At 70.6% G+C, this 25,253-nt stretch carries 26 protein-coding genes, 2 pseudogenes and 1 riboswitch; of the genes and pseudogenes, 26 read left to right on the top strand and 2 right to left on the bottom strand.

Going from position 1 to position 25,253, the window contains the following annotated elements:
- Nucleotides 1-154: 154 nt before the first annotated feature.
- Nucleotides 155-1,705 (top strand): signal recognition particle protein, encoded by a 1,551-nt coding sequence (gene ffh / locus RM812_RS04550; RefSeq protein WP_311571077.1) that lies wholly within the window; start codon nucleotides 155-157, stop codon nucleotides 1,703-1,705.
- A 140-nt stretch (nucleotides 1,706-1,845) separates the two neighbouring features.
- Here the strand turns inward: ffh and RM812_RS04555 are convergent, their stop codons facing one another.
- Nucleotides 1,846-2,712 (bottom strand): SAM-dependent methyltransferase, encoded by an 867-nt coding sequence (locus RM812_RS04555; protein WP_311571078.1) that lies wholly within the window; start codon nucleotides 2,710-2,712, stop codon nucleotides 1,846-1,848.
- Between the two features lie 765 nt (nucleotides 2,713-3,477).
- On the opposite strand from RM812_RS04555, the gene RM812_RS04560 reads away from it, so the two are divergent.
- The 17 genes and pseudogenes from RM812_RS04560 (at nucleotide 3,478) to RM812_RS04640 (ending at nucleotide 16,607) form a co-directional block, all read left to right on the top strand.
- Complete coding sequence (locus RM812_RS04560; protein WP_311571079.1) at nucleotides 3,478-4,074, top strand: hypothetical protein; 597 nt, start codon at nucleotides 3,478-3,480, stop codon at nucleotides 4,072-4,074.
- A 211-nt stretch (nucleotides 4,075-4,285) separates the two neighbouring features.
- Entirely contained in the window at nucleotides 4,286-4,714 is a 429-nt protein-coding gene (gene rpsP, locus RM812_RS04565; RefSeq protein WP_217141746.1) for a 30S ribosomal protein S16, read from the top strand.
- A 2-nt stretch (nucleotides 4,715-4,716) separates the two neighbouring features.
- Complete coding sequence (locus RM812_RS04570; RefSeq protein ID WP_003973401.1) at nucleotides 4,717-4,956, top strand: RNA-binding protein; 240 nt, start codon at nucleotides 4,717-4,719, stop codon at nucleotides 4,954-4,956.
- A 110-nt stretch (nucleotides 4,957-5,066) separates the two neighbouring features.
- Complete coding sequence (gene rimM, locus RM812_RS04575) at nucleotides 5,067-5,636, top strand: ribosome maturation factor RimM (protein ID WP_311571080.1); 570 nt, start codon at nucleotides 5,067-5,069, stop codon at nucleotides 5,634-5,636.
- Nucleotides 5,636-6,469 (top strand): tRNA (guanosine(37)-N1)-methyltransferase TrmD, encoded by an 834-nt coding sequence (gene trmD / locus RM812_RS04580; protein ID WP_311571081.1) that lies wholly within the window; start codon nucleotides 5,636-5,638, stop codon nucleotides 6,467-6,469. The genes rimM and trmD overlap by 1 nt, the downstream gene beginning before the upstream one ends.
- A 136-nt stretch (nucleotides 6,470-6,605) precedes the next feature.
- Nucleotides 6,606-6,956, top strand: coding sequence for a 50S ribosomal protein L19 (rplS, locus tag RM812_RS04585; RefSeq protein WP_003973398.1), 351 nt, complete (start codon nucleotides 6,606-6,608; stop codon nucleotides 6,954-6,956).
- A gap of 45 nt (nucleotides 6,957-7,001) precedes the next feature.
- A complete protein-coding gene (gene lepB, locus RM812_RS04590; RefSeq protein WP_311571082.1) occupies nucleotides 7,002-7,742 on the top strand; it encodes a signal peptidase I in 741 nt (246 codons plus the stop codon).
- Nucleotides 7,735-8,817, top strand: a pseudogene (gene lepB / locus RM812_RS04595) (signal peptidase I); the annotation flags it as partial. The gene lepB (RM812_RS04590) and the pseudogene lepB (RM812_RS04595), both read left to right, overlap by 8 nt.
- Nucleotides 8,708-9,709 (top strand): signal peptidase I, encoded by a 1,002-nt coding sequence (gene lepB, locus RM812_RS04600; RefSeq protein ID WP_311571083.1) that lies wholly within the window; start codon nucleotides 8,708-8,710, stop codon nucleotides 9,707-9,709. The pseudogene lepB (RM812_RS04595) and the gene lepB (RM812_RS04600), both read left to right, overlap by 110 nt.
- Nucleotides 9,710-9,805: 96 nt before the next feature.
- Nucleotides 9,806-10,582: a signal peptidase I gene (lepB, locus tag RM812_RS04605; RefSeq protein WP_311571084.1), complete on the top strand. Its 777-nt coding sequence runs from the start codon at nucleotides 9,806-9,808 to the stop codon at nucleotides 10,580-10,582.
- A complete protein-coding gene (locus tag RM812_RS04610; RefSeq protein WP_311571085.1) occupies nucleotides 10,572-11,096 on the top strand; it encodes an NUDIX hydrolase in 525 nt (174 codons plus the stop codon). Before lepB (RM812_RS04605) ends, RM812_RS04610 begins: the two co-directional genes overlap by 11 nt.
- A 56-nt stretch (nucleotides 11,097-11,152) precedes the next feature.
- On the top strand, nucleotides 11,153-11,461 hold the full coding sequence (locus RM812_RS04615; protein ID WP_003965949.1) for a DUF2469 domain-containing protein: 309 nt from the start codon (nucleotides 11,153-11,155) through the stop codon (nucleotides 11,459-11,461).
- A 128-nt stretch (nucleotides 11,462-11,589) separates the two neighbouring features.
- On the top strand, nucleotides 11,590-11,952 hold the full coding sequence (locus RM812_RS04620; RefSeq protein WP_311571087.1) for a YraN family protein: 363 nt from the start codon (nucleotides 11,590-11,592) through the stop codon (nucleotides 11,950-11,952).
- Complete coding sequence (locus tag RM812_RS04625) at nucleotides 11,952-13,577, top strand: YifB family Mg chelatase-like AAA ATPase (RefSeq protein WP_311571088.1); 1,626 nt, start codon at nucleotides 11,952-11,954, stop codon at nucleotides 13,575-13,577. The genes RM812_RS04620 and RM812_RS04625 overlap by 1 nt, the downstream gene beginning before the upstream one ends.
- Complete coding sequence (gene dprA / locus RM812_RS04630) at nucleotides 13,574-14,785, top strand: DNA-processing protein DprA (protein WP_394816422.1); 1,212 nt, start codon at nucleotides 13,574-13,576, stop codon at nucleotides 14,783-14,785. Before RM812_RS04625 ends, dprA begins: the two co-directional genes overlap by 4 nt.
- Nucleotides 14,786-15,065: 280 nt before the next feature.
- On the top strand, nucleotides 15,066-15,908 hold the full coding sequence (gene whiG, locus RM812_RS04635) for an RNA polymerase sigma factor WhiG (RefSeq protein WP_311571090.1): 843 nt from the start codon (nucleotides 15,066-15,068) through the stop codon (nucleotides 15,906-15,908).
- Nucleotides 15,909-16,049: 141 nt separating this feature from the next.
- Complete coding sequence (locus RM812_RS04640) at nucleotides 16,050-16,607, top strand: TetR/AcrR family transcriptional regulator (protein ID WP_311571169.1); 558 nt, start codon at nucleotides 16,050-16,052, stop codon at nucleotides 16,605-16,607.
- Nucleotides 16,608-16,818: 211 nt separating this feature from the next.
- Here the strand turns inward: RM812_RS04640 and RM812_RS04645 are convergent.
- Nucleotides 16,819-17,439, bottom strand: a pseudogene (locus tag RM812_RS04645) (peptidoglycan DD-metalloendopeptidase family protein); the annotation flags it as partial.
- 271 nt (nucleotides 17,440-17,710) lie between these two features.
- On the opposite strand from RM812_RS04645, the gene rpsB reads away from it, so the two are divergent.
- The 8 genes from rpsB (at nucleotide 17,711) to RM812_RS04685 (ending at nucleotide 25,248) form a co-directional block, all read left to right on the top strand.
- The gene (gene rpsB / locus RM812_RS04650) at nucleotides 17,711-18,655 is read left to right on the top strand and encodes a 30S ribosomal protein S2 (protein WP_311571092.1); all 945 of its coding nucleotides are present in this window, start codon (nucleotides 17,711-17,713) and stop codon (nucleotides 18,653-18,655) included.
- 93 nt (nucleotides 18,656-18,748) lie between these two features.
- Nucleotides 18,749-19,585, top strand: a complete 837-nt coding sequence (gene tsf / locus RM812_RS04655) for a translation elongation factor Ts (RefSeq protein ID WP_311571093.1) — start codon at nucleotides 18,749-18,751, stop codon at nucleotides 19,583-19,585.
- 206 nt (nucleotides 19,586-19,791) lie between these two features.
- Nucleotides 19,792-20,550 (top strand): UMP kinase, encoded by a 759-nt coding sequence (pyrH, locus tag RM812_RS04660; RefSeq protein ID WP_031039590.1) that lies wholly within the window; start codon nucleotides 19,792-19,794, stop codon nucleotides 20,548-20,550.
- A 181-nt stretch (nucleotides 20,551-20,731) separates the two neighbouring features.
- Nucleotides 20,732-21,289 (top strand): ribosome recycling factor, encoded by a 558-nt coding sequence (frr, locus tag RM812_RS04665; protein WP_217141732.1) that lies wholly within the window; start codon nucleotides 20,732-20,734, stop codon nucleotides 21,287-21,289.
- Entirely contained in the window at nucleotides 21,289-22,446 is a 1,158-nt protein-coding gene (locus RM812_RS04670; RefSeq protein WP_311571094.1) for a phosphatidate cytidylyltransferase, read from the top strand. The genes frr and RM812_RS04670 overlap by 1 nt, the downstream gene beginning before the upstream one ends.
- A 155-nt stretch (nucleotides 22,447-22,601) precedes the next feature.
- On the top strand, nucleotides 22,602-22,772 hold the full coding sequence (locus RM812_RS04675; protein WP_311571095.1) for a hypothetical protein: 171 nt from the start codon (nucleotides 22,602-22,604) through the stop codon (nucleotides 22,770-22,772).
- A 37-nt stretch (nucleotides 22,773-22,809) separates the two neighbouring features.
- Nucleotides 22,810-23,916, top strand: a complete 1,107-nt coding sequence (gene rlmN, locus RM812_RS04680) for a 23S rRNA (adenine(2503)-C(2))-methyltransferase RlmN (RefSeq protein WP_311571096.1) — start codon at nucleotides 22,810-22,812, stop codon at nucleotides 23,914-23,916.
- Nucleotides 23,917-23,974: 58 nt separating this feature from the next.
- A riboswitch (TPP riboswitch) is annotated at nucleotides 23,975-24,080 on the top strand.
- Between the two features lie 79 nt (nucleotides 24,081-24,159).
- A complete protein-coding gene (locus tag RM812_RS04685) occupies nucleotides 24,160-25,248 on the top strand; it encodes a thiamine ABC transporter substrate-binding protein (protein WP_311571097.1) in 1,089 nt (362 codons plus the stop codon).
- The last annotated feature ends 5 nt before the right edge of the window (nucleotides 25,249-25,253 follow it).

Genomic DNA, 25,253 nt, shown 5'->3' on the forward strand with positions numbered 1-25,253 from the left:
TGGTCGCGTCGTGCGCTCACCGGATGTGCTCCCCGCCGACGCGGGGCTTCCCGTCCCTGTCCGCTCCGTGCAGCGGGCAGGGACGATTTGCTTGCCGGGCCGGATACCCTGGAGGGCGACCCACACCACCGCCGACGCGAGGACCTACGCCGCCGTGTTCGATACTCTCTCCGACCGCCTGTCAGCCACCTTCAAATCCCTCCGGGGCAAAGGACGGCTGTCCGAGGCGGACATCGACGCCACGGCTCGCGAGATCCGCATCGCGCTCCTCGAGGCCGACGTGGCCCTGCCCGTCGTGCGCGCGTTCATCAAGCGCGTCAAGGAACGCTCGCTGGGCGCCGAGGTCTCCAAGGCGCTGAATCCGGCCCAGCAGGTCCTCAAAATCGTCAACGAGGAGCTGGTCGGCATCCTCGGCGGCGAGACCCGCCGCCTGCGCTTCGCCAAGCAGCCGCCCACCGTGATCATGCTGGCCGGTCTGCAGGGTGCCGGTAAGACCACCCTCGCGGGCAAGCTGGGCCACTGGCTCAAGGAGCAGGGCCACTCGCCGCTGCTCGTGGCCTGTGACCTGCAGCGCCCCAACGCCGTCAACCAGCTCGGCGTCGTCGCCGAGCGCGCCGGCGTCGCGGTCTACGCGCCCGAGCCGGGCAACGGCGTCGGTGACCCGGTCAAGGTCGCCAGGGACTCCATCGAGTTCGCCAAGGCCAAGGTCCACGACCTGGTCATCGTGGACACCGCCGGCCGCCTCGGCATCGACCAGGAGCTGATGCAGCAGGCCGCGGACATCCGGGACGCCGTTTCCCCGGACGAGATCCTCTTCGTCGTCGACGCGATGATCGGCCAGGACGCCGTCAACACCGCCGAGGCATTCCGTGACGGCGTCGGCTTCGACGGCGTGGTGCTGTCCAAGCTCGACGGCGACGCCCGCGGTGGTGCGGCCCTGTCGATCGCCTCGGTGACCGGCAAGCCGATCATGTTCGCCTCGAACGGCGAGAAGCTCGACGACTTCGACGCCTTCCACCCGGACCGGATGGCCTCCCGCATCCTCGACATGGGTGACCTGCTCACCCTGATCGAGCAGGCGGAGAAGACGTTCAGCCAGGAAGAGGCCGAGAAGATGGCCTCCAAGCTGGCGTCCAAGAAGGGCCAGGACTTCACCCTGGACGACTTCCTGGCCCAGATGGAGCAGGTCAGGAAAATGGGCTCGATCTCCAAGCTCCTGGGGATGCTGCCCGGCATGGGCCAGATGAAGGACCAGATCAACAACCTCGACGAGCGCGACGTCGACCGCACGGCCGCCATCATCAAGTCGATGACCCCGGCCGAGCGCCAGGAGCCGACGATCATCAACGGTTCGCGCCGCGCCCGTATCGCCAAGGGTTCCGGTGTCGAGGTCAGCGCGGTGAAGAACCTGGTCGAGCGGTTCTTCGAGGCCCGCAAGATGATGTCCCGCATGGCCCAGGGCGGCGGAATGCCCGGTATGCCGGGGATGCCCGGCATGGGTGGCGGGCCCGGTCGGCAGAAGAAGCAGCAGAAGAAGGCCAAGGGCAAGCAGCGCTCCGGCAACCCGATGAAGCGCAAGCAGCAGGAGCAGGAGGAGGCCGCCCGCCGCGCCGCCGCCGCGCAGGCGGGAGGCGCCCTCGGACTCCCGCAGCAGGGCGGCCAGGACTTCGAGCTGCCGGAGGAGTTCAAGAAGTTCATGGGCTGACGCCCTCGTCCGTACGGCCCTGGGGGCGCGGTTTCGACCGCGCCCCAGGGCCGTACGCCGGTGGTGAGACGTTCAGCCGTCGTCCCTCGGGCCCACGGGCCACGGGAACGTCCGGTCACACGCCCGGTTGAAGCCCGTCGTCAGGGAACGCGGGCGATCAGATACCGGAACACGTTCGGCATCCACACCGTCCCGTCCGGTCGCTGGTGCGGGTGCAGCGCCTCCGTCAGCTCCTTGTCGACCTGTTCCCGGTCGGTCGCGGCGATCGCCGCGTCGAACAGTCCGGTGGACAGCAACCCGCGCACCGCGCTCTCGGCGTCCGCGTACCCGAAGGGGCACGCCACCCGCCCCGAGCCGTCCGGCCTGAGCCCGGCCCGCTGGGCGACCTCCTCCAGGTCGTCGCGCAGGGCTGGGCGCCAACTCCCCGCGCCGCGCATCGGATCCGCGAGCTTGGTGGCCACCCGCAGCACCGCCGTCGTCGCGCACCGCTCCGGCGGCCCCCAGCCGGCCAGCACCACGGCCGCCCCGCGGCCCGCGAGCGGCATCGCCTCGGCGAGCGACTCACCCAGTCCCTCCGCGTCGCCGGCGAGGCACCCGATGGGATCGAAGGCGGTCACCAGGGTGAACGCCGACCGCGACGGGTCCCGTGCGTCCCGCGGTGAGCCCTCGACGATCCGGGCGTCCTCACACGCGCGCGTGTCCCACGCCGCGGGCACCTCGGGAAGCAGCCGCCGGCGTGCGAGGGCCAGGTGCTCCGGACAGCGGGAGTCGACACCGGTCACCACGGCACCGCGCGCGGCGGCCATCAGCAGGGCCAGCCCGGAACCGCAGCCCAGCCCCAGCATCCGTGTGCCGCCGTCCACGTCCAGTCGCTCGTACACGGCCTCGTAGAGCGGTACGAGCATTCGCTCCTGTATCTCGGACCAGTCACGCGCGCGTGCACGCAGGTCCACGCGAGGCGTCGCCCCGGCGTGAGATGAGTGCTGCCGCACGAGCGTAGGTGTCATAGGAAAGCGCCCCAATCGCCGAGTGTTGCCGCGTGCCCGATTCCATGGCCCCCGTGCAGTGCGCTCGCACTCCCCCCGTATGTCAGGAAACTCCGGGCTCGCCGTGGCGTCCAGTGGTAGCGAGGGCCGGTTTGCCCGATCCCGGCTCCCGTGGCGAGATTTCACTTCCCCGCAATATGGCCCTGGCCGCGTGGTACTTGCGGTAGCCCCTTCCGGCCCCCTTTCGCGGATGGCCTGATCGTGCCGCTCGGCGGTGACAGGGGGTGGCGGTGGTGTCGGCGCGGCGCTTTTGGCCAAGGTCGACGGCCCCGGCGACCGTCCCGCGCGACGCGAAACGGCAGCGGGCGGGGCGGTGCCGCGGGCGGATGGCGCACCCGGTAACCTCGCGCACGTCGGTGTGCCATCGCTGTGCCGATCAGCGTGCCGATCGATGGGTTGATCGATGGGTTGATCGATGGGGTTGATCGCCACGCCCGTCGCCGTGTCCGGCGAAGGGTGCGACCGGGCGGCGCCCTTCCGGCGCGACAGCGGCCGAAACGCCCCTTGCGCATCCGCGAGCCCCACGCCCCCCGGCGCGCGGACAGGGTCTACGCGCCGGCGCGTACGTCGGACTACGCACCAGCTTGGTATGAGCTGCGAGGCTTCTCCGCAGATCAGCGCACCCGCCCTCGTCGGGACGCATCAGCGGCAACTGACTGGTACGTGCAAATTATTTGGGATGCCCCGGAATAGGAACACAGCGGCACTCCGGCTCGTTGTCATTACGTGAGCACGACACCACCTGTTCTCGCCGCAGAGCTGGCGCAGGCGTGGGCCGACATTCAGCGGCACCACACCGAGCTGCCGGATCTTGCCGCGCCCGAGTCCCTGATCGGAGAGTCGTCGTCCGCCTGCGGACACGAGCTCTCCTTCGAGCGACTGCTTCATGAGGCAGTCCACGGCATCGCCGCCGCGCGCGGAGTACGCGACACCTCCCGCGCGGGCCGCTACCACAACCGCCGATTCCTCGCGATCGCCGAGGAGATGGGCCTCGACCACCCCGAGGAGCCGCATCCCAGCAGTGGCTTCTCGCTGGTCACGCTCACCCCCGAGGCGAAGCGCCGCTACCGCCCGACGATCGAACGCCTCCAGCGCGCGCTGAAGGCCCACACCGCCGCGACCGCGACCGACTCGTCCCGCAGCTTCCGCGGACCGGCCGCCCGCCACGGCTCCTCCGGGGGAGGCGTGCGCGTGAAGGCGGTCTGCGACTGCGGACGCAACGTGCGAGTCGTCCCGTCGGTCCTGGCCCAGGCGCCGATCATGTGCGGTGGCTGCGGCAAGCCGTTCCGGATCCCGGAGGTGGTCGGCGCGGGGATGAGCTGACGATCCGGCTGCTCGTGGCAGCCGGAACAGGGCACATAGCCCCCGGTCGGGCGGGCCTGCCCGCGTGTGGCACAATGGCAAGCTGTACTCGACAGTCGCACAGGACCCCTCTCTCCTCCGGCTGACGCGTCCATCGGGCACTCGGGTACCGCAACCCCACGCGGCAGTCTCGCCGTGCCCACCCACGTCAAAACCAGGAGAACCCACTCCCGTGGCAGTCAAGATCAAGCTGAAGCGTCTGGGCAAGATCCGTTCGCCTCACTACCGCATCGTCGTCGCCGACTCCCGTACCCGCCGTGACGGCCGGGCCATCGAGGAGATCGGCAAGTACCACCCGACGTACAACCCGTCGGTGATGGAGGTCGACGCCGAGCGTGTCGCGTACTGGCTCGGTGTCGGCGCCCAGCCGACCGAGCCCGTGCTCGCCATCCTGAAGAAGACCGGCGACTGGCAGAAGTTCAAGGGCGAGCCCGCCCCGGCGCCGCTGCTGCAGCCGGCCGAGAAGTCGGCCCGTCCGTCCTTCGAGGCGATCGGTGGCGACGACGAGGGCAAGGGTGAGGCGATCACCCAGAAGAAGAAGGCCGACAAGAAGGACGAGGCCGCCGCTGAGTCCTCTTCGTCCGAGTCGACCGAGGCCTGAGCATGCTCGAGGAGGCTCTCGAGCACCTCGTGAAGGGCATCGTCGACAATCCTGACGATGTGCAGGTCGCCTCGCGCAACCTGCGCCGCGGACGCGTACTCGAGGTCCGGGTCCACCCCGACGACCTCGGCAAGGTGATCGGCCGCAACGGTCGCACCGCACGCGCTCTGCGCACCGTCGTGGGCGCCATCGGCGGCCGCGGTGTCCGTGTCGACCTCGTCGACGTGGACCACGTCCGCTGACGCCAAACGCAGCACCGGCTCGGGCCGGGGAGGGCCACTGGGCCGTCCCCGGCCCGCAGTCGTATGAGCCATGACCGGCTCGTCGCAGTTCCGACAGGAGATCAAGCACAGTGCAGCTGGTAGTCGCGCGTATCGGCCGCGCCCATGGAATCAAGGGCGAGGTCACCGTCGAGGTCCGCACGGACGAGCCCGAACTGCGGCTCGGCCCCGGTGCCGTACTGGCCACCGACCCCGCCTCCGCCGGGCCGCTCACCATCGAGACCGGCCGGGTGCACAGCGGCCGCCTCCTGCTGCGCTTCGAGGGCGTCCACGACCGCACCGGTGCCGAGGCGCTGCGCAACACCCTCCTGATCGCGGACGTCGACCCGGACGAGCGGCCCGAGGACGAGGACGAGTACTACGACCACCAGCTGATGGACCTCGACGTGGTGACCGTGGACGGCACCGAGGTCGGCCGGATCACCGAGATCTCGCACCTGCCCACGCAGGACCTGTTCGTGGTGGAGCGCCCCGACGGCAGCGAGGTCTACGTGCCGTTCGTCTCCGAGATCGTCACCGAGATCGACCTGGACGAGCAGCGGGCGGTCATCGACCCGCCGCCCGGCCTGATCGACGACCGGGCCGAGATCGCCTCCGCGCGGGACGCCGCCGCAGAGGACGCCGCCGGGGGAGAGGCGTAATGCGGCTCGACGTCGTCACGATCTTCCCCGAGTACCTGGACCCCCTGAACGTGTCGCTCGTCGGCAAGGCACGCGCGCGCGGACAGCTGAACGTCCACGTGCACGACCTGCGCGACTGGACGTACGACCGGCACAACACCGTCGACGACACCCCGTACGGCGGCGGCCCCGGCATGGTGATGAAGACCGAGCCGTGGGGGGACGCGCTGGACTCCGTCCTGGCCGACGGCTACGAGACGGGCTCCGGCGAGCCCGCCCTGATCGTGCCCACGCCCAGCGGCCGGCCCTTCACCCAGGAACTCGCCGTCCACCTCTCCGAGCGGCCCTGGCTGATCTTCACGCCGGCCCGCTACGAGGGCATCGACCGCCGCGTCGTCGACGAGTACGCGACCCGGATGCCCGTCTACGAGGTCTCCATCGGCGACTACGTCCTCGCCGGCGGTGAGGCGGCCGTGCTCGTCGTCACCGAGGCCGTGGCACGGCTGCTGCCCGGCGTCCTGGGCAACGCCGAGTCCCACCGGGACGACTCCTTCGCCCCCGGCGCCATGGCCAACCTGCTGGAGGGCCCCGTCCACACCAAGCCGCCGCAGTGGCGCGGGCGCGGCATCCCGGACGTCCTGCTCAGCGGCCACCACGGGAAGATCGCCCGCTGGCGCCGCGACGAGGCCCTGCGGCGCACGACGGCCAACCGGCCCGACCTCATCGAGCGGTGCGACCCCAAGGCCTTCGACAAGAAGGACCGCGAGATGCTCTCCATCCTGGGCTGGGAGCCCGACCCGGAGGGCGAGCCGTACGGCCGATTTTGGCGCAGGACGCCGGGCGTGGAAGAATAGGCGGCTGTTGTGCGTCCGTCCGGAGCGCGCCCCTGCCACAGGGGGAGACGACGCCCGTCCCGACCCGCACGACCCCGATTCCGAAACACCTAGTTTCCGTTGATGACCTGTGGCATCAGCGAGGAAAGCAGACGAAATGTCTCACCTGCTCGACTCCGTCGACGCCGCGTCGCTGCGCAGCGACGTCCCGGCCTTCCGCCCCGGCGACACCGTCAACGTCCACGTCCGCGTCATCGAGGGCAACCGCTCCCGTGTGCAGCAGTTCAAGGGCGTAGTCATCCGCCGCCAGGGTGCCGGCGTGCGCGAGACCTTCACGGTCCGCAAGGTCTCCTTCTCCGTCGGCGTCGAGCGCACCTTCCCGGTGCACACCCCGATCGTGGAGAAGATCGAGCTCGTCACCCGCGGTGACGTCCGTCGCGCCAAGCTGTACTACCTGCGCGAGCTGCGCGGCAAGGCGGCGAAGATCAAGGAGAAGCGCGACAGCTGAGTGCCCCGAGAGGTCCACTGCGGGGCCGGATAACATCTGGCCCCGATGGACACCGAAGCACAGCCCACGGAGCGCGACCGCTCCTCCCGCCCTTCCGGACCCGAGCAGCCCTCGGATCCCGGGGGCCCGGAGGAACGGTCGCGTTCCGCGTTCGTGGGGCGCATCGCGGAGTGGGTACCGGGCGGCCGGATCACCGTGACCCTCCTGGTCTTTCTCCTGTTCCTCCTGTTGCTGAGCACCTTCGTGCTGCAGCCGTTCCAGATCCCCAGTGGTTCCATGGAGCGCGGATTGAGGATCGGTGACCGGGTCCTCGTGAACAAGTTGGCGTACCGTTTCGACGACCGGCCGCAGCGGGGCGACATCGTCGTCTTCGACGGCACCGGCCTCTTCGGGCACGGCGACTACATCAAACGCGTTGTCGGCGTGGGTGGGGACCACGTGGTGTGCTGCGACAGGGACGGGAGGGTCCAGGTGAACGGCCAGTCGGTCGACGAGTCGGCCTTCCTGTATCCCGGCGACCGTCCGTCCACGGTGCGCTTCGACGTCGTCGTCCCCGACGGCACCCTCTTCGTCCTCGGCGACCACCGCGACGACTCCAGCGACTCCCGCGACCACCTGGGCTCGCCGGGCGGCGGCATGGTCCCGTGGGACGCGGTGATCGGCCGCGCCGACTGGATCGTCTGGCCCTTCGGCCACGCCACCCACCTCGACCGTCCCGACGCCTACGCGCGCGTGCCGGACAACCGGGCGCCCGAGCCGGAGCCCGCCAAGGGCGCCGATGGGTAGCCGGGGCAAACCGCGCGGGGCGCCCAGCAGTCCCGCGGAAGACCCACTGCCCACCGGCTCCCGGCGTGCCGGCGCGCCGTCCGGCGGCCGGTCCCGTGCCGAGCGGCGCAAGCTCCAACGCAAGGTCAAGCGGCGCCGCAGACGCGGAGCGATCAAGGAGATCCCCCTCCTCGTGGGCGTCGCCGTCCTCATCGCGCTGTTCCTGAAGACCTTCCTCGTCCAGGCGTTCGTGATCCCGTCGGGTTCCATGGAGCAGACCATCCGGATCGGAGACCGGGTCCTGGTGGACAAGCTCACCCCCTGGTTCGGCTCCGAGCCGCAGCGCGGGGACGTCGTCGTCTTCCGGGACCCCGGCGGCTGGCTCCGGGGCGAGCAGTCCACCAAGAAGGACGACCCCGTCGTCGTCAAGCAGGTCAAGGAAGGTCTCGCCTTCATCGGGCTGTTGCCGTCCGACGACGAGCAGGACCTCATCAAGCGGGTCGTCGGCGTCGGCGGGGACCACGTCAAGTGCTGCGACACCCAGGGCCGGGTCACCGTCAACGGCGTTCCCCTGAACGAGGACTACCTGTACCCCGGCGACATCCCGTCCAGGACGCCGTTCGACGTCACCGTCCCCGAGGGACGGCTCTGGGTGATGGGCGACCACCGGTCCAACTCCGCCGACTCCCGCGCCCACCAGGGGGCCGACTTCGGCACGGTCTCCGAGGACGAGGTGGTGGGGCGGGCCATGGTGATCGCCTGGCCGTTCGGTCACTGGACCACCCTGGGCGAACCGAAAACGTATGCGTCGGTGTCCGACTCGACCTCCGGTTCGGCCGCCGCTCCCCTGCTGTCGCATAGGGTTGCCCCCGACGATCCGAACACGATGATTCAACTCCCGACCCCTGCGGAACTCCCGCTCGTTATGGGAGTGGTGGGCCTGCGCCGTGTACGGGGCAGGCGGCGGCAGAGAGTAAGGAGTTGGCGTGGGGGATGTGGCGGTTGGCGCACGGTCGGGAAACGACGGCGAGGAGAACCGCGGACGCCCCGTGGATGCGGCCGGTCCGGTCGCGGACGGCGCCCAGGCCTCCCGACAGGACTCCGGGACCGAGGACGGCAGGGTGACGGGCGAACAGAACGGGCCACAGGACGAGGGAGTGGGCGGTACGCCTCCCACGACGCCCCCCGAGGCCAAGAAGCAGCGCTCCTTCTGGAAGGAGCTGCCGATCCTGATCGGCATCGCACTGGTGCTCGCGCTGCTGATCAAGACGTTTCTGGTGCAGGCGTTCTCCATCCCGTCCGCCTCGATGCAGAACACCCTCGTCGAGGGTGACCGGGTCCTGGTCGACAAGCTCACCCCCTGGTTCGGCTCGGAGCCCGAGCGCGGCGAGGTCGTCGTCTTCCACGACCCGGACCAGTGGCTGGCGGGCGAGCCGACGCCCGACCCGAACGCGCTGCAGACGGTCCTCAGCTGGATCGGTCTGATGCCGTCCGCGGACGAGAAGGACCTCATCAAGCGCGTCATCGGGGTGGGCGGCGACACGGTCGAGTGCAAGGGCACCGGCCCGCTCAAGGTCAACGGCCAAGCGCTGAACGAGCAGCAGTACGTCTACCCCGGCAACACGCCGTGCAGCGTCGACGACCAGGGCGGCCAGTTCAAGGTCAAGGTCCCCGAGGGCTCCATCTGGGTGATGGGCGACCACCGGCAGAACTCCCGGGACTCGCGCTACAACCAGTCGGACGAGAACGGCGGCATGGTCCCGGTGAAGGAGGTCGTCGGCCGTGCCATCGTGGTCGCCTGGCCGATGAACCACTGGGACACCCTGCCGGTGCCCGACACCTTCGACCAGGACGGTCTGAACGCCCGGTCGTCGGCCGCCGCCGCGCTGTCGGTCGCGCCCCAGGGCCTGGCCGTCGCCGGTGTCATCCCTGTCGTCTGGTGGCGCCGGCGGCAGACCGCCCCCGCCGAGACCCGCCGGGGCGCCTGACCGCCGGAGGGCCGGGGGCCGTACGTCCACCGGCGGTGCTCCCGGACGCCGGGAGGGGCTGCCCCGTCCGGGTACCGCCGGGTAAGGTGCGGATCCATGGGTGGCGAGAGCACGACACGTACGGCCCCGCGTGGCGGCGGCGCGAACACGCGCCCGGCGGGCAGCCGGACCGGGCAGCGACTGTCCGGCCTCGCCGTGGCGCTGGGCCTGGTGCTGTTCCTCGGCGGATTCGCCTGGGCCGCGGTGCTCTACCGGCCGTACACCGTGCCGACCGGCTCCATGGCGCCGACGATCAACGCCGGTGACCGGGTGCTGGCGCAGCGCGTCGACGGCACCGACGTCCGCCGCGGCGACGTCGTCGTCTTCAAGGACAAGACCTGGGCCGACGCCCCGATGGTCAAGCGCGTGGTCGCCGTCGGCGGAGACACCGTCTCCTGCTGCCAGGAGGGCAGGCTGAAGGTCAACGGCAAGGTGATCGACGAGCCGTACCTGCCCGCCGGCACGCCGGCCGAGTTCAGCGGCTTCCCGACCGTGACCGTCCCCGAGGGCCGCCTCTTCCTGCTCGGCGACGAGCGCGGCGGCTCCCTCGACTCGACCGCCCACCTCACCGACGCCGCCGGCGGCACCGTGGCGCGGGATGCCGTGGACGGCCGTGTGGACGCCGTGGTCTGGCCCATGAACGGCATGCTGGAGCGCCCGACCGGCTTCGAGGCGCTGGGCGGCCTCTCCTCGCCGGGCCCGCTGCGTACCGTCGTCGCACTGGTGATCGCCGGCATGGTGCTGATCCTCGGCGGCGCCGCGTACGGACCCGTCGCCAAGCGGGTGGGGGCCTCGCGAGCCCGGACCGGAACGGAGCCCACCGGTGGCCGCTGAGACGACCCGGGCGGGGCAGGATTCCTACGAGGGCGGGTTGCGCAAGGTCGCCCGGGTGGTGCTGCTCGACCCCGAGGACCGGATCCTGCTGCTGCACGGCCATGAGCCGGACGACCGGGCCGACGACTGGTGGTTCACCCCGGGCGGCGGAGTGGAGGGCGACGAGACCCGTGAGGAGGCCGCCCGTCGGGAGCTCGCGGAGGAGACCGGCATCACCGATGTCGAACTCGGCCCGGTGCTGTGGCGACGCAGGTGCTCCTTCCCCTTCGCCGGCCGCCGCTGGGACCAGGACGAGTGGTACTACCTGGCCCGCACCACACAGACCACGACCAGGGCCGCGGGCCTGACCGAGCTGGAGCGGCGCAGCGTCGCCGGAGCGCGCTGGTGGACGTGTGAGGAACTGACCCGGGCCCGTGAGACGGTGTATCCGACCAGACTCGCCGGGCTGCTGCGCACGCTGCTCGACGAAGGGCCCCCCGCCGGGCCGGTGACCCTGGACACCGAAATCGTCTAGGGGCTCACAGGACTGGCGCACAATGGTGGGACCGCACGGCTGAAGGGGAACATGCCATGAGCGCCGAGGACCTCGAGAAGTACGAGACCGAGATGGAGCTCAAGCTCTACCGGGAGTACCGCGATGTCGTCGGTCTGTTCAAATACGTGATCGAGACCGAGCGGCGCTTCTACCTCACCAACGACTACGAGATGCAGGTCCACTCGGTCCAGGGTGAGGTGTTCTTCGAGGTCTCCATGGCTGACGCCTGGGTGTGGGACATGTATAGGCCGGCCCGCTTCGTGAAGCAGGTGCGGGTGTTGACGTTCAAGGACGTGAACATCGAGGAGCTGAACAAGAGCGACCTGGAACTTCCCGGGGGATGACGGTGGGTGATGGCGGGATGACGATCCCCTGTCGGGGTGACCGGGTTGTCCACAGCCACCCGACTGTCCACCAAGATCCACAAGCTCGCTGAACTGCCCTCATCGTTGGCGCCGGAGGTGGTGCCGACATGAACGCACGAGGTGCGATGGGCAAGTACGGTGAGACGCTCGCCGCCCGCCGGCTGTCCGAGGCCGGGATGACGGTTCTGGAGCGCAACTGGCGCTGTGGCAGGACCGGCGAGATCGACATCGTGGCCCGGGACGGGGACGCCCTGGTCGTCTGCGAGGTCAAGACCCGCAGGGGTGGTTCCTTCGAACACCCGATGGCCGCGGTGACCCCCGAGAAGGCGGAGCGACTGCGGCGGCTCGCCGACCGCTGGATCCAGGCCCATGGGGGAGCCCCGCCCGGTGGGGTCCGCATCGACCTGGTCGGCGTGCTCATTCCGCAGCGCGGCGCCCCCGTCGTCGAGCACGCGCGCGGGGTGGCGTGATGGGATTCGCGCGTACGTGCTCCGTCGCCCTCGTCGGCGTCGAGGGCGTGGTGGTCGAGGTCCAGGCCGACCTCGAACCGGGCGTGGCCGCTTTCACGCTGGTGGGGCTGCCGGACAAGAGCCTGACAGAGAGCCGGGACCGGGTACGGGCGGCGGTGGTGAACTCGGGTGCGGAGTGGCCGCAGAAGAAGCTGACGGTGGGGCTCAGTCCGGCGTCGGTGCCGAAGAGCGGCAGTGGATTCGACCTGGCGGTCGCCGCGGCCGTGCTCGGAGCCGCCGAGCGGATCGACCCGCGGGTGCTCGCCGACATCGTGATGATCGGCGAGCTGGGCCTGGACGGACGGGTCCGACCGGTGCGCGGCATCCTGCCGACGGTGCTGGCCGCGGCGGAGGCCGGGTACGAACAGGTGGTCGTGCCGGAATGCGCCGCCGCCGAGGCGTCCCTGGTGCCCGGTGTGTCGGTACTCGGCGTGCGGAGCCTGCGTCAGCTGATCGCCGTCCTCGCCGACGAACCCGTGCCGGAGGAGGAGCCCGACCGGCAGGGCCGGCCCGACCCGCTCCTCGCAGGCCTGCGCATGCCCGGCACGGGCGCCGCCACCGGAATGCGCGCCATGGGAGCGGCCCAGCACGACCACGCCCATGACCTCGCCGACGTCGTGGGCCAGGACTCGGCGCGCACCGCGGTGGAGGTCGCCGCGGCCGGCCGCCACCACCTGTTCCTGGAGGGGCCGCCCGGCGCCGGGAAGACCATGCTCGCGGAGCGGCTGCCCGCCATCCTGCCCCGGCTCGACCGGTCGGAGTCGCTGGAGGTCACGGCGGTGCACTCGGTGGCGGGCCTGCTGCCGCCGGGCAAACCCCTGATCGACGCGGCGCCCTACTGCGCACCGCACCACTCCGCCACGATGCAGGCGCTCGTCGGGGGCGGCCCCGGCATCGCGCGACCCGGTGCCGTGTCGCTGGCTCATCGAGGTGTCCTGTTTCTGGATGAAACGCCGGAATTCAGCAGCCGTGCGCTGGACGCCCTGCGCCAGCCGCTGGAGGCCGGGCACGTCGTCATCGGGCGCAGTGCGGGCGTGGTGCGGTTCCCGGCGCGGTTCCTGATGGTGCTCGCCGCCAACCCCTGCCCGTGCGGGCGCTTCTCGCAGAAGGAGCAGCTGTGCGAGTGCCCGCCCTCGGCGATCCGCCGCTACCAGGCCAGGCTGTCCGGCCCGCTGCTCGACCGGGTCGACCTCCGGGTCGAGGTGGACAGGGTCACGCGCAGCCAACTGGCCGGCCACGGCACCCGGGGTGCCACCACCGCGACGGTTGCCGACCGGGTGCTAACGGCTCGGGAACGGGCGGCCGCGCGCCTCGCGGGCACCCCGTGGCGGTCCAACAGCGAGGTGCCCGGACGGGAGCTGCGCAGCCGTTGGCACGCCGCGCCCGGCGCGCTGGACGAGGCGGAGCGCAGCCTGGAACGGGGCGCGCTCACCGCTCGTGGCCTCGACCGTGTCCTGCGGGTCGCGTGGACCGTCGCTGATCTCGTCGGCCACGACCGGCCCGATGCGAAGGACGTCGCCCTGGCACTGCAACTGCGCACCGGTGTGCCGCGAGGCGTCCCCATGGCCCTGGGCGCGTCGGCATGACCCGGGGTGATGGCGTGCACGGGGACGACGTGCCGGGGGGTGGGGACGCGGAGTGGGACGGCCGGGCGGACGACGAGTTGCTCGGCCGGGTCTTTCTCACCCGGGTCATCGAGCCCGGCGACGAGACCGGTGGACGGTGGGTGCGGGAGCGGGGCGTCGTGGAGGTGGTGCGGCGGCTGCGGGAGGGCGGGCGCGCGCTTCCGGGGGTGAGCGAGAAACGGTGGGCAGGGCTGCGCGCCCGGGCCGCCTTGGCCGATCCGCGCAGGGACCTGGATGTCGCCCGGGCGGCGGGGGTGCGCTTCGTGCCCCCAGGGACGGCCGAGTGGCCGGGGCAGCTCGACGACCTGGGGGACGCCCGGCCTCTTGGTCTGTGGGTCCGTGGCCGGCCCAGCCTGCGCATGTGGGCGCTGAGGTCGGTGGCCGTCGTCGGTGCCCGTGCCTGCACCGAGTACGGCGCACACATGGCGGCGACCCTCGCCGCCGGTCTCGCCGAACGTGGCTGGGTCGTGGTGTCCGGCGGCGCCTACGGAGTCGACGGCGCCGCACATCGGGGCGCCCTCGGGGCGGGCGGCGCCACCGCCGCGGTCCTCGCCTGCGGCGTCGACCGCCCCTACCCACCCGGGCACGCCGGACTGATCACCAGGATCGCGGAACAGGGACTGGTCCTCGGGGAGCTGGCGCCGGGTGATCACCCGACGCCGAGCAGGTTCGTCCTGCGCAACCGCCTGATCGCCGCGCTGACCCGCGGCACCGTGGTCGTCGAGGCCGCCTACCGCAGCGGCTCGCTGGTCACCGCGCGGGCGGCCCAGCGCCTGGGCCGGCACACGATGGGGGTGCCCGGGCCGGCCACCAGCGCGTTGTCCGCTGGGGTGCACGAGCTGCTGCGTGGTGACGCGGTGCTCGTCACCGATGCCGACGAGGTCGTCGAACTCGTCGGCGGCATGGGTGAACTGCCCCCGGACCGGCGCGGGCCGGTGCTCCCCACCGACCTGCTGGAACCCCGGGCCCGACAGGTGTTGGCCGGGCTCCCGGCGCGCGGCGCGGCGGCGCCGGCCGAGGTGGCGCGACGCGCCCAGACCACGGAGGACGACGCGATCGCGAGACTGTACGAACTTCGAGCTCTTGGTTACGCCGAACGACACGGCGATGGCTGGAAGTTGACACGCCAGGCGGTGATCTCGGTCCGTGGCGGCCGGAGTCCGTGCTGACCCAGCGTATTCGGCCGTCCGGGGGAACCCCTACGCCCTTGGGATTCCTGGCAGTTGGGGTACTTAAATGACCGCGCGGAGCGATCATCGTCCCCCCTGTAGAGCGTTCAGCGGAACGTATCTGCGTAGGGTCCCCGCCTCGCTCTTCGCACACCGCGACAGTCCAGTCACGCTACGCTCACGAGGACCCCCACGCGGAGAGCCGACAGCAGGCGACAACGAGACAGCAGACCGCCGGCCTCATCCAGGCACATCACGGCAGAACGGCACAAGGCGACGAATGCCCCAGCACACCTCCGGGTCCGACCGGGCGGCGATCCCCCCAGCCGCCCGCGACGGTGGCAGCGTGCGACCGTCCGCCCCCTCGACACTCGACGAGTTGTGGCGGTCGTACAAGGCGACGGGGGACGAGCGGCTGCGGGAACAGCTGATCCTGCACTACTCGCCCCTCGTGAAATACGTGGCGGGCCGGGTCAGCGTGGGACTGCCGCCCAACGTGGAGCAGGCGGACTTCGTCTCCTCGGGGGTGTTCGGACTGATCGACGCGATCGAGAAGTTCGACATCGACCGGGAGATCAAGTTCGAGACGTACGCGATCACCCGGATCCGGGGCGCGATGATCGACGAGCTGCGGGCACTGGACTGGATTCCGCGGTCGGTGCGGCAGAAGGCGCGAAACGTGGAGCGCGCGTACGCGACGCTGGAGGCTCGGCTGCGGCGGACCCCGTCGGAGGGCGAGGTGGCCGGCGAGATGGGGATCGCGGTGGAGGAGCTGCACGCGGTCTTCAGCCAGTTGTCGCTGGCCAATGTGGTGGCGCTGGAGGAGCTGCTGCACGCCGGGGGCGACGGCGGGGACCGGCTGAGCCTCATGGACACCCTTGAGGACACCGCCGCCGACAATCCGGTGGAGATCGCCGAGGACCGGGAGCTGCGGCGCTTCCTGGCGCGGGCGATCAACACGCTGCCCGAGCGGGAGAAGACCGTCGTCACGCTGTACTACTACGAAGGGCTGACGCTCGCCGAGATCGGGAACGTGCTGGGTGTGACCGAGAGCCGGGTCAGCCAGATCCACACCAAATCGGTGTTGCAACTACGGGCGAAGCTCGCGGGATTTGGCCGCTGACCTGGCCTTGTGGTCCGCGACCGGCCCTGCCCGGCGCCCCCGTCGGTACCCCTGTCGGCGGTCGTGCCATCGGGTGAGTGACTCCCGTACGGGGTGACGCGTCCGTAAAGTGGTGACGTGCCAAGGATTCGAGCGGCCTCCGTGGCCGAGCACCGGTCGATGCAGCGTGCCGCCCTGCTGGACGCGGCACGCTCCCTGCTGTCCGACGGCGGAACGGAGGCGCTGACCTTCCCCGCCCTCGCCGAACGAACGGGTCTTGCCCGGTCGTCCGTCTACGAGTACTTCCGGTCGCGGGCGGCGGTCGTCGAGGAGCTGTGCGCCGTCGACTTCCCGGTCTGGGCCGCGGAGGTCGAGGCGGCGATGGAGCATGAGACGACGCCCGAGGACAAGGTCGAGGCGTATGTGCGCAAGCAGCTCGCCCTCGTGGGTGACCGGCGGCACCGGGCCGTCGTGGCCATCTCCGCGAGCGAGCTGGACGCCGGCGCGCGGGAGAAGATCAGGGCGGCGCACGGCGGGCTGATCGCGCTGATCGTCGAGGCGCTGGAGGAGATGGGACACGGACAGCCGCGGCTGGCGGCGATGCTGCTGCAGGGGGTCGTGGACGCGGCCGTGCGGCGGATCGAGCTGGGGGCGGCGGAGGAGCCGACGGCGATCACAGATGCGGCGGTTTCCATGGCGTTGCGGGGCGTGCGGGGCTGACCGCCCGGAGGGCGGCTGACGTCTCCCGAGTTCGCGCCGGGCCACGCCTCCGCCCCGTGTCCTCGCCCCGGGGCGAAGACGTGGCCCGGCGCTACGGCGTGCCGCCCGCGCCGCCCGCGCCGCCCTGTACCGCCCGCGGGGAGTGCCGTCCACGGGTGGGTCTCCCGGGCTGCTCAGGTACTGAGGGAGGCGCCTGGACCCCCGGTTGGTCGGGCAACGGGACCCCCAGGACCGGCAGCAGTCTCGATGGCCCTCCGTCCAGCAGCCACGGTGGGAGCAGGGACAGCGGGTTGAGGTAGACGTCGCCTCGCAGCAGGCCCCAGTGCAGGCAGCCCGCGCAGTGGGAGCCCGTTGGTCCGACCGTGCCGAGCACCTCGCCCGCCGCGACGTCGTCGCCCTTCTTCACCGATGCCTCGACCGGCTCGTACGTGGTCCGCAGGGGTGGCTCGCCCGTCCCCGTGAGTTCCAGCGAGACGACGCCTCTCCCCGCCACCCGCCCCGCGAACGACACCCTCCCCGGCGCCACCGCCCGTACCGGGGCCCCGGCCGCCGCGGCGAGGTCCACGCCACGGTGACCCGGGCCGTACGGCGTCGACGGGGGTCGCCAGCCCCGCACGACCGCGGGCCGGGTGCCAACGGGCCAGTGGCGGGCCACGGCCGGCACCGTCGGGTCCGCCGGCACCGTCGGGTCCGGCAACCGTCCGGCGTCCGTGGCCGTCACCGCCACCGACACCGCCGACTCCACCGGCGCCGGTCGCAACGGCCCCGGGGCCATGACGGTCAGCAGCAACACCACCCACGCACACGCACTCACACATCGCCTCACGCGCATGGGAGAACCGTCCCGCACCAGGTCCGTCGCCCGCCCGGCCCTGTGGATCGCGCCCCGGTTGTGGACAGCCGCGTCACCCGGTGCCCCGCGGGTCCCGTACACTTCTGATGGCGATCCGGGTCACCGGGTCGACTTCGCACGCCCCGACACGAGGCCGGTTCTGGTTCGTGTCAGCGCCCCTCGGTCCTTCGCGGCACGGCGCATCGCGGGCGTCAGGCGCGGGAGCCGTCCGGCTCGCGCGGCACAACCGAGAACTCAAGGAGATACGGCCATGGCCGTCGTCACGATGCGGGAGCTGCTGGAAAGCGGCGTCCACTTCGGTCACCAGACCCGTCGTTGGAACCCGAAGATGAAGCGCTTCATCTTCACGGAGCGCAACGGCATCTACATCATCGACCTGCTCCAGTCGCTGTCGTACATCGACCGCGCCTACGAGTTCGTCAAGGAGACCGTCGCCCACGGCGGCACGGTCATGTTCGTCGGCACGAAGAAGCAGGCGCAGGAGGCCATCGCCGAGCAGGCCACCCGCGTCGGCATGCCCTTCGTCAACCAGCGCTGGCTGGGCGGCATGCTCACCAACTTCTCGACCGTCTACAAGCGCCTGCAGCGCCTGAAGGAGCTCGAGCAGATCGACTTCGAGGACGTGGCCGCCTCCGGCCTCACCAAGAAGGAGCTGCTGGTCCTCTCCCGCGAGAAGGCCAAGCTGGAGAAGACCCTCGGCGGTATCCGCGAGATGTCCAAGGTGCCCAGCGCCGTCTGGATCGTGGACACCAAGAAGGAGCACATCGCGGTCGGTGAGGCCCGGAAGCTCAACATCCCGGTCGTCGCCATCCTCGACACCAACTGCGACCCCGACGAGGTCGACTACAAGATCCCGGGCAACGACGACGCGATCCGCTCCGTCACCCTGCTCACCCGCGTGATCGCCGACGCCGTCGCCGAGGGCCTCATCGCCCGCTCCGGTGTCGCCACCGAGGGCAAGGGCGACAAGGCCGCGGGCGAGCCGCTGGCCGCGTGGGAGCGCGACCTGCTCGAGGGCGAGAAGAAGGCCGACGAGGCCGAGAAGCCGGCCGAGGCTCCCGCCGAGGCCGCCGCTGCCGAGGCTCCGGCTGAGACGCCTGCCGAGGCTCCGGCTGAGACGCCTGCCGAGGCTCCGGCTGAGACGCCTGCCGAGGCTCCGGCCGAGGCCCCTGCCGCGGACGCCGAGCAGGCCTGACCCCTCACCCTTTCGGGTTCTGGACGGCGGGGGCCCACCAAGCCCCCGCCGTCGGCCCGTAGATCTTCCGACTTCGAGAGAGATTCCGGAATCATGGCGAACTACACCGCCGCCGACGTCAAGAAGCTTCGCGAGCTCACCGGCGCCGGCATGATGGACTGCAAGAAGGCGCTGGACGAGGCCGAGGGCAACGTCGAGAAGGCCGTCGAGGCGCTCCGCATCAAGGGCCAGAAGGGCGTCGCCAAGCGCGAGGGCCGCTCTGCCGAGAACGGTGCCGTCGTCTCGATCATCGCCGACGACAACACCTCGGGCGTCCTCGTCGAGCTGAAGTGCGAGACGGACTTCGTCGCCAAGGGCGAGAAGTTCCAGAACGTCGCCACGGCCATCGCCGAGCACGTCGCCAAGGCCGCCCCGGCCGACCTCGAGGCGCTGCTCGCCTCCGAGATCGAGCCCGGCAAGACCGTCCAGGCGTTCGTGGACGAGGCCAACGCCAACCTCGGCGAGAAGATCGTCCTGGACCGCTTCGCGCAGTTCTCCGGCGGCTTCGTGACCGCGTACATGCACCGCACGATGCCCGACCTGCCCCCGCAGATCGGTGTCCTCGTCGAGCTGGACAAGCCGAACGCGGAGATCGCCAAGGGCGTCGCCCAGCACATCGCCGCCTTCGCGCCGAAGTACCTCTCCAAGGAGGACGTCCCGGCCGAGGTCGTCGAGTCCGAGCGCCGCGTCGCCGAGGAGACCACCCGCGCCGAGGGCAAGCCCGAGGCCGCCCTGCCGAAGATCGTCGAGGGTCGCCTCAACGGCTTCTTCAAGGACGCCACCCTGCTCGGCCAGCCCTACGCCCTGGACAACAAGAAGTCCGTCCAGAAGGTGCTGGACGAGGCCGGTGTCACCCTGAAGCGCTTCTCGCGCATCAAGGTCGGCATCTGAGTCCGTACCGCGACGGACGCGCGACCCCGGTAGGGTCGACAGCAGTCGTCCGCGCCGTTGCCGTCCGTCGCTGCGCACCTGCGCGTGGCGGCGGGCGACAGCAGATCTGACGAGGAGGCCATTGCCGCGTACGGGATGCGAATCACGCCCCCACCGGCAGTGGCCTTCTTCGTGTGTGTGACCCACGTAAAAGAGGCGAGATTCCCATGACCACCAAGGCCGAGAAGAGCGACGACGGCAAAGTACGCGGCCGCTTCATGCTGAAGCTGTCCGGAGAGGCCTTCTCCGGTGGCGGGGGCCTGGGCGTCGACCCCGACGTGGTGCACGCCATCGCCCGCGAGATCGCGGCCGTCGTACGCGACGGCGCGCAGATCGCCGTCGTCATCGGCGGCGGCAACTTCTTCCGCGGCGCCGAACTGCAGGTGCGAGGCATGGACCGTGCCCGCTCCGACTACATGGGCATGCTGGGCACCGTGATGAACTGCCTGGCCCTCCAGGACTTCCTGGAGAAGGAGGGCGTCGACTGCCGCGTGCAGACCGCCATCACCATGGGTCAGGTCGCCGAGCCGTACATCCCGCTGCGCGCCGTGCGCCACCTGGAGAAGGGCCGCGTGGTCATCTTCGGCGCCGGAATGGGCATGCCCTACTTCTCCACCGACACCACCGCCGCCCAGCGCGCCCTCGAGATCGACGCCGAGGCGCTGCTCATGGGCAAGAACGGTGTGGACGGGGTCTACGACTCCGACCCGAAGACCAACCCGGACGCCGTGAAGTTCGACGCGCTCGGGTACGGCGAGGTCATCACCCGTGACCTGAAGGTCGCCGACGCCACGGCCGTCACGCTCTGCCGCGACAACAGCCTCCCGATCGTGGTCTTCGAGCTTTTGAAGGAGGGCAATATCGCCCGCGCCGTCAAGGGTGAGAAGATCGGCACGCTTGTGGGTGACCAAGGCAGCCGGGACTGACCGGAGAACCACCCTCTGTCCGCGGACGCCACCTGTCCGGGGGACGGACGGGACGGGGCCGGGCCGGGGGATGGACAATGTCCCACCGGTCGGGAACCGTGCAGGAAGAACGCGACGCAGCCGGCCGGGACCCCGACAGGGGACCGCAGCCGGGCCTACTCAAGACACGCAGGAGCAAGTGGTGATCGAAGAGACCCTCCTCGAGGCCGAGGAGAAGATGGAGAAGGCCGTCGTGGTCGCCAAGGAGGACTTCGCCGCGATCCGCACCGGTCGTGCGCACCCGGCGATGTTCAACAAGATCGTGGCCGACTACTACGGCGCGGTGACGCCGATCAACCAGCTGGCCTCGTTCTCCGTGCCCGAGCCGCGCATGGCCGTGGTGACGCCCTTCGACAAGAGCGCGCTGCGCAACATCGAGCAGGCGATCCGCGACTCCGACCTGGGCGTCAACCCCAGCAACGACGGCAACATCATCCGGGTGGTGTTCCCGGAGCTCACCGAGGAGCGCCGCCGCGACTACATCAAGGTCGCCAAGGCGAAGGGCGAGGACGCCAAGGTGTCCATCCGCTCCGTGCGCCGCAAGGCCAAGGACGCCATCGACAAGCTGATCAAGGACGGCGAGGTCGGCGAGGACGAGGGCCGCCGTGCGGAGAAGGAGCTCGACGACACCACCGCCAAGTACGTCGCCCAGGTGGACGAGCTCCTGAAGCACAAGGAAGCGGAGCTGCTCGAGGTCTGATGAACGACTCTTCCTGGGGAGCGCCGCCACAAGCCGGGTACTGGGGGCCGTCCGACCAGGGACCTGTCCAGGGCGCTGCCCCGGCGGGTCCCGCGTACGATGCGCATTACGCGCAGCAGACTCGCCCCATGCCCATAGTGCCCGACGTACCCGAACACGGCGGAGACCAGGATGACGACCAGGGGGCCGCTCGGCTGAGCGGTCCCCTGTTCCGAGACGAGCCGCTGCGCGACGACAGGTACCGAGGAGAGAACCCGTCGGCGCAGCCGTATGCGGCGGTGCCGCAGAATCCGGAGCCCATGCCCGACGCCCCCCGGCCGGCGCAGCCGCAGCCGCAGAAGAAGAGCGCGGGGCGCGACCTGGGTGCCGCGATAGGGGTCGGCGTCGGGCTCGGCGTGGTGATCGTCGCGTCGCTGTTCGTCGTCAAGGCCGTCTTCGTCGGTGTCATCGCGATAGCCGTCGTGGTGGGCCTGTGGGAGCTGACCAAGCGGCTGGAGGAACGCAAGGGCATCGAGGCGCCCCTCGTGCCGCTCGCGGTCGGCGGCGCGGCGATGGTCGTCGCCGGGTACGTGCGGGGCTCCGAGGGCGCGTGGGTCGCCATGGCGCTCACAGCGCTGGCGGTCCTCGTATGGCGGATGACCGGGCCGCCGGAGGGCTACCTCAAGGACGTCACGGCCGGTCTGTTCGCGGCGTTCTACGTGCCGTTCCTGGCCACGTTCGTCGCGATGATGCTGATGGCGGACGACGGCCCGTGGCGCGTCCTGGTCTTCCTGATACTGACGGTCGTCAGTGACACCGGTGCCTACGCCGTCGGCTGGCGCTTCGGCAGGACCAAGCTCGCCCCGCGCATCAGCCCCGGCAAGACCCGTGAGGGCCTGCTCGGAGCGGTGGCGTTCGCGATGGCGGCGGGCGCGCTGTGCATGCAGTTCCTGATCGACGACGGCACGTGGTGGCAGGGTCTGCTGCTCGGCCTCGCGGTGGCCGTCAGCGCCACCCTGGGCGACCTCGGCGAGTCCATGATCAAGCGAGACCTCGGCATCAAGGACATGGGGACGCTCCTGCCGGGCCACGGCGGCATCATGGACCGCCTGGACTCGCTCCTTCCGACGGCACCGGTGGTGTGGCTGCTGTTGGTGGTCTTCGTCGGCTCCGGTTGACCCTCACGAGTGACCGCGCCGGGCCCTCGTTCTCCTGCGGGACGGGGGCCCGACCGCTGTCCGTGCGCACGGGCCCCAGGGCCTGTCTGACCATTCCCGCCTGCCGCGCTCCGGGCGGACGACGGGGTTGGTCAGACAGGCCCTAGTCTTCCCCCATGGCGCGGGCGAGGCGGGGCGACGACGGCAGGTACCACGGCGATCTGCCCTGCCGCTGGTGCGAGGTGCTCCTCGACCAGGAGGGCCGGCGCAGGCCGCGGTACTACTGCCGCGTGACCCATCGCCTGAAGTTCTACGGCTCGTGGATCGTGGCCGCGATCATGAGCTGACCGGACACCCGTGTGGATCTGCGACACTGGGAAGGTCATGCCTAAGCCCGGAGAACTCACATTCGTCGCCCCGCGCGGAGCCAAGAAGCCGCCGCGGCACCTCGCCGACCTCACGCCCGCCGAGCGCAAGGAGGCTGTCGCCGCGATCGGTGAGAAGCCGTTCCGTGCGAAGCAGCTCTCGCAGCACTACTTCGCGCGGTACGCGCACGACCCCGAGCAGTGGACCGACATCCCCGCCGGCTCGCGCCAGGGGCTCCAGGACGCGCTGCTGCCCGAGCTGATGTCGGTCGTCCGGCATCTGTCGACCGACCAGGGCACCACCCGCAAGACGCTGTGGAAGCTGTTCGACGGGACGCTCGTCGAGTCGGTGCTCATGCGCTACCCGGACCGGGTGACCATGTGCATCAGCTCCCAGGCCGGCTGCGGCATGAACTGCCCGTTCTGCGCCACCGGACAGGCCGGCCTGGACCGGAACCTGTCCACGGCCGAGATCGTGCACCAGATCGTGGACGGCATGCGGGCGCTCAGGGACGGCGAGGTCCCCGGTGGCCCGGCGCGGCTGAGCAACATCGTGTTCATGGGCATGGGCGAGCCCCTCGCCAACTACAACCGGGTCGTCGGAGCCATCCGCCGCCTCACCGACCCGGAGCCCGACGGCGTGGGCCTGTCCCAGCGCGGCATCACCGTCTCGACCGTCGGCCTCGTGCCGGCGATCCACCGGTTCGCCGACGAGGGCTTCAAGTGCCGCCTCGCCATCTCGCTGCACGCTCCCGACGACGAGCTCCGCGACACCCTCGTGCCCGTCAACACCCGGTGGAAGGTGCGCGAGGTGCTGGACGCCGGGTTCGAGTACGCGGCGAAGTCCGGGCGCCGGCTGTCGATCGAGTACGCGCTGATCCGCGACATCAACGACCAGGCCTGGCGTGGTGACCGGCTCGGACGGCTGCTCAAGGGCAAGCCCGTGCACGTCAACCTCATCCCGCTCAACCCCACGCCTGGCTCGAAGTGGACGGCGTCGCGGCCCGAGGACGAGAAGGCGTTCGTGGAGGCGATCGCGGCGCACGGTGTGCCGGTGACGGTCCGGGACACCCGTGGGCAGGAGATCGACGGGGCGTGCGGTCAGCTCGCCGCGAGCGAGCGGTAACCTACCGGCCTCAGTACATTTTCGTACCGAGTACATCTTCATACGTCAGTACATCTTCATATTCCGACAGGGGAGCGCCACAGCGCTGAGAGTGCGGCACCGGCCGCAGACCCTCCGAACCTGGCCCAGGTCATTCTGGGTAGGGAGATCGGTCATCACTCGAGCTGTTGCGCCCTGCCCGGGATCCCTGCCAGGGGTTCCGGGCGGGGCCGCGTCTTCTCCTGGTCACCCAGGAGGAATTCAGTGAGCATCACCAAGAAGGCCACCGTCCTGGTCGTCGGGCTCGGCCTGGTCGGCGGCCTGGCCGCCTGTGGGTCGTCGTCCGACGGCGACGGCAAGGGCTCCGGCGACTCCAAGACCGTGACACTGGTCAGCCATGACTCGTGGGCCGCGTCGAAGGACGTCATCGCGGCCTTCGAGAAGAGCTCCGGCTACAAGGTCAAGGTCCTGGAGGACGGCGACGCCGGGCAGGCCGTCAACAAGGCAATCCTCACCAAGGACAATCCGCAGGGCGACGTCTTCTTCGGCGTCGACAACACGCTGCTGTCCCGCGCGCTCGACAACGGCCTGTTCCAGTCGTACGAGCCCAAGGGCTCCGACATGATCCTCCCCGAGTACCGGGTCGACCAGGACAAGCACCGCGTCACGCCGATCGACACCGGTGACATCTGCGTCAACTACGACAAGGCCTACTTCAGCGAGCACGGGCTGACCCCGCCCGACTCCTTCGACGACCTCGCCGAGCCCGCGTACAAGGACCTCCTCGTCACCGAGAACGCCGGCAGCTCCTCGCCCGGCCTCGGCTTCCTGCTCGGCACCGCCGCCAAGTACGGCGACAAGGGCTGGGAGGGGTACTGGAAGAAGCTGGAGGCCAACGGCGTCAAGGTGGTCGACAGCTGGGAGCAGGCCTACAACGAGGAGTTCTCCGGCTCGGCCGGCGGCAAGAAGGCCGGCGGCGACCGTCCGCTCGTCGTCTCCTACGCCTCTTCCCCGCCCGTCGAGGTGGTCTACGCCGACCCCAAGCCGGACACCGCGCCGACGGGCGTCGCCACCGGTACCTGCTTCCGCCAGGTCGAGTACGCGGGCCTGCTGAGCAACGCGAAGAACCCCGAGGGCGGCAAGGCGCTGCTCGACTTCCTGATCGGCAAGGAGTTCCAGGACGACATGCCGCTGAACATGTTCGTCTACCCGGTGCGGGAGGCCGCGCAGGTGCCGCCGGAGTTCGTGAAGTACGGGCCGCAGGCCAAGAACCCGCAGACCATGGACCCGCAGAAGATCGCCGACAACCGTGACCAGTGGGTCAAGTCGTGGACCTCGCTCCTCCTGAAGTGACCAGG

The sequence above is a fragment of the Streptomyces lancefieldiae genome (assembly GCF_031845825.1).
Classification (GTDB): domain Bacteria; phylum Actinomycetota; class Actinomycetes; order Streptomycetales; family Streptomycetaceae; genus Streptomyces; species Streptomyces lancefieldiae.